The organism is Devosia sp. (assembly GCF_028290645.1).
Taxonomy (GTDB): domain Bacteria; phylum Pseudomonadota; class Alphaproteobacteria; order Rhizobiales; family Devosiaceae; genus Devosia_A.
Map to the genome: position 1 here is coordinate 1 of NZ_JAQGJL010000185.1, position 3,420 is coordinate 3,420.

The window sequence follows — 3,420 nt, forward strand, 5'->3', positions numbered from 1 at the left end:
CGAACCGGATGCAGTCTCGACGATCCGCTGCACGCCGGGATGAGATGCTGCGACGCTGCCGGCAAGCTCGGCGACGGTGACGCTGCTGCGGGGGGCCGCGGCGGTGAAATGCTCGAACGCCGGCTGCAGCGACAGGATCGCGCCGGTCAGCGCCATGAACGCGACAAGCACCGCGGCGATCAAGCCCGGCAGCGAATGGACCTTGCGCAGCATGATCGTTCCAACCGCTGCTAGCGGAGGCTCACGGTGAGGCTGTGGACGTAGCCGCTGCCATCGACCGGCTTGCCCGAGGCCGCGGTAGTAAGTGGCGCCACGGCGTCGCTCGAATACTCGCCGCCATCCTCGACCGCGCTATCGACATGCACGACGTAGCCGGCATCGATCAGCGCATCGGCGATGCTGGCGTTGACGGTGAGGCTCTTGCCGCCGCCGACGCTGGCGCCGGTGATGCCGTCGAGCGTGACCCCGGCCGCCGAAGCGCCGCGGGCCCATTCGCGCAGGTCGCGGAAGTACTTGGCCTTGGTGCCCGAGACCCAGAGAGTCGAATTGTAGCTGCCATCCGGATTGGTCACATAGACGGCGAGATAGGCCGGATGGCCGCCGAACTTGACCATGTCGACGTTGACGGCGATATCCTTGCCGAACGCCACCGCGGGGGTGACAACGGCGGTACCGAGCAGCAGTGTTGCGATCAGCTTGTTCACGATGACAGTTCCTGAATGCATGGACGATGGCGCGGACAAGACACCGCGAAGCTGACACCACCCTGAAGGCGTAACGGCCGCGTCTTCAGGCCGGTGTAAGCTTGGTGGTGCAAGGGTGTCGCATGGGGAAAATGACGCCATGCGTGTTCTGCTGATCGAAGACGACCATGTCCTTGGCGCAGCGATCCGCGACCATGTGGCGTCGGTCGGGCACAGCGTCGACTGGATGCAGCGGATCGATGACGCGAAGCTGGCGCTCTCCACGGTGCGCTACGAACTCGTGCTGCTGGACCTCAGCCTTCCCGACGGTCGCGGCCTCGACCTGCTGCGCGAGCTGCGGGCGGCGGGCGATACCGTGCCGGTGATCATCACGACGGCGCAGGACCAGATTGCCGTGCGTATTGAAGGGCTTAACTCAGGGGCAGACGACTATCTGGTGAAGCCGTTCGATCTCAGCGAGCTGTCCGCCCGGATCAACGCCGTGGCCCGCCGCTACGCCGCGAGCCCGGCGACGGATATAGCGCTGGGCGGCGTCACCATCGATCTTGGGCGCCGGACGATCGTGGCGGATGGGGAGGCCGTGACGCTGACGGCGCGGGAGTGGGCGGTGCTCGAACGGCTCATCCGGCACCTCGGAGCCATTGTCACCAAGGCAGAAATCGAAGACTCGCTCTATCAGTTCGGCGCTGAAATTGAGAGCAACGCCGTGGAAGTTTATGTGAGCCGGCTACGCAAGAAGCTCGGGCGCGACTTCATCGGCACCGTACGGGGACTCGGCTACCAGGTGGCGGCGGAACGATGAAGCGCTACTCGTTCGCCTGGCGGCTTGCCCTAGGCCTTTCGGCGATGACCACGGTGCTCTGGCTGGGCGCCGCCTCGATCGCAGGCTTCGTCATGCAGCGCGAGCTGGATGCGGCGTTCGACGAGGCGCTGCAGCAGAGCGCTTATCGCCTGCTGCCGCTGGCAGTGCACCGCCTCCGCGAGCCTCGGGAAAAGGAGCAGCTCGAGGTCGCAGGAATGGACGAGGACAAGGGCTATTTCGCCTACTACGTGCTCGCCCCCGACGGCGGGCTCGTCGTCCGCTCGGCCGACGTCCCGAACGCAATCGTCTCCGAGACCATCGGGGATGGCTTCGAAAACAGCGACGGACGGCGGGTCTTCGGGCTCACCGACCCGCGGAGCGGCTTTCGCGTCGTTGTGCTCGAAAATACTGCGCATCGGGCCGCCGCGCTGACCGAGAGCCTTGCCGCGCTTCTGTGGCCGCTGGTCGCGCTCATTCCGCTGATCGCCATCGGCATCTGGTTCGCCATCCGCCTCGCCATGCGCCCGGTGGAGGCGATGAGCCGTGACGTCGCCGCCCGGGATCGGCGCAATCTCCAGCCGCTCGATGTCGAAGGCCAGCCGGTCGAGCTGGCGCCGATTGCGGAAGCAGTGGCGGATCTGCTCAACCGGCTGCGCTCGGCGCTCGATGCGGAGAAGGCCTTCGCGGCGAGCAGCGCGCACGAGCTACGCACCCCCATTGCCGGCGCCCTCGCCCAGGTCCAACAGCTGGCGATCGAACTGGGGGAACGGCCGGGCACGGAACGCCTGCTCGAAGTGGAGGCGGCGCTTCGGCACCTCGCGCAATTGTCGGAGAAGCTGCTGCAGCTCTCGCGCCTCGAGGCCGGGTTCGCGCGGTCGGACAGCCCCGTCGATCTCGCGCCGATCCTCCGGCTCGTCGTCCGAGATTTCCAGTCCTCGGCGAAAAATGCCGACCGCATCCGGTTCGACGATGCGAGCGGCGGGGTCCTGAGCGGCAGAATCGACGTCGACGCCTTCGCGATCGCGCTGAGGAACCTCATCGAGAACGCGCTTATCCATGGGCAACCCGGGGCCACGGTCAGGATCGTGGCCGAGCCCGGCAACCTCGTCCGCGTCACCAGTGCCGGTCCGGTGGTGCCCGCTTCCGTGCTCGACAGCATCGCAGAGCCGTTCACCCGGGGCAGCACCTCGGCGACCGGCACTGGCCTCGGGCTCTCGATCGTCCGCTCGATCATGGAGCAGACGGGCGGCACCCTGACGCTCCACTCGCCCGCGACGGGCGCAGCCGACGGCTTCGAGGCGGTGCTTCAGCTGGGGTCCTAGCTGGCCGCGGCTTTGGCTTTCCACATGTTTGCACCTCAGCGGGCAGCCGCCGCGCAGGGCGCTGCGGTTGCCGTTCTCCCATGGCTTTCGGCGCCTCAGTGCGCGCGATGCGGCGGACGGGCTTTGCCTCGTGGAGAGGCGAACCCTGCGGTACGCGTTGCGGCGGATTAAATTCTGTTCAATGCTGAATGGGCACGACAAGTACAAGGCGGACAGCAGAGCCGCCGCCAGAGCCGTGATGAGGAGAGACTACCAATCAGGAGGAGAGGACTATCATGAGTATCAAGAAGTTAAGCCGCCGGGATGTCCTGAGGGGGACAGCCGCCGCCGGTGCCGGGCTCATCGCCGCGGGAACAGGACTTCCGGGTTTTGCCCAGGACGCCAAGCCTGCGCCCGACGCACCGCTCCCCGTGGGTGCAGCCGGCAAACTGACCGTGATCCACCGCACCGAGTATTTCGAGGCGGCGCAGACCGCCTTCCGCGACACCGTCGCCAGTTTCGCCAAGGCGAACAATGTCGAGCTCGATATCTCGACCACCAATCCTGAATCGTTCGGCGATTTCCTCGGCAAGATGTCGGCGGCGGTGAAGGC

The 3,420-nt window shown here is 66.5% G+C and carries 4 protein-coding genes and 1 pseudogene; 3 read left to right on the forward strand and 2 right to left on the reverse strand.

What is annotated here, in order from left to right:
* Positions 1-213: pseudogene (locus JWQ89_RS10230) on the reverse strand (hypothetical protein); the annotation flags it as partial.
* Between the two features lie 17 nt (positions 214-230).
* The gene (locus JWQ89_RS10235; protein ID WP_299640677.1) at positions 231-704 is read right to left on the reverse strand and encodes a DUF2271 domain-containing protein; all 474 of its coding nucleotides are present in this window, start codon (positions 702-704) and stop codon (positions 231-233) included.
* Between the two features lie 139 nt (positions 705-843).
* Between JWQ89_RS10235 and JWQ89_RS10240 the strand changes: the two genes are divergently transcribed.
* The 3 genes from JWQ89_RS10240 to JWQ89_RS10250 form a co-directional block, all read left to right on the forward strand.
* The gene (locus tag JWQ89_RS10240; protein WP_299640678.1) at positions 844-1,506 is read left to right on the forward strand and encodes a response regulator transcription factor; all 663 of its coding nucleotides are present in this window, start codon (positions 844-846) and stop codon (positions 1,504-1,506) included.
* Entirely contained in the window at positions 1,503-2,828 is a 1,326-nt protein-coding gene (locus tag JWQ89_RS10245; RefSeq protein WP_299640680.1) for a HAMP domain-containing sensor histidine kinase, read from the forward strand. The genes JWQ89_RS10240 and JWQ89_RS10245 overlap by 4 nt, the downstream gene beginning before the upstream one ends.
* Before the next feature lie 275 nt (positions 2,829-3,103).
* A partial coding sequence (locus JWQ89_RS10250; protein ID WP_299640681.1) for a twin-arginine translocation signal domain-containing protein occupies positions 3,104-3,420 on the forward strand: 317 nt, incomplete at its 3' end.

What these genes read in the sequence shown, in the direction of transcription:
- JWQ89_RS10240 (WP_299640678.1), top strand. Translation starts at nt 844, where the DNA reads ATGCGTGTTCTGCTGATCGAAGACGACCATGTCCTTGGCGCAGCGATC.
- JWQ89_RS10245 (WP_299640680.1), top strand. Translation starts at nt 1,503, where the DNA reads ATGAAGCGCTACTCGTTCGCCTGGCGGCTTGCCCTAGGCCTTTCGGCG.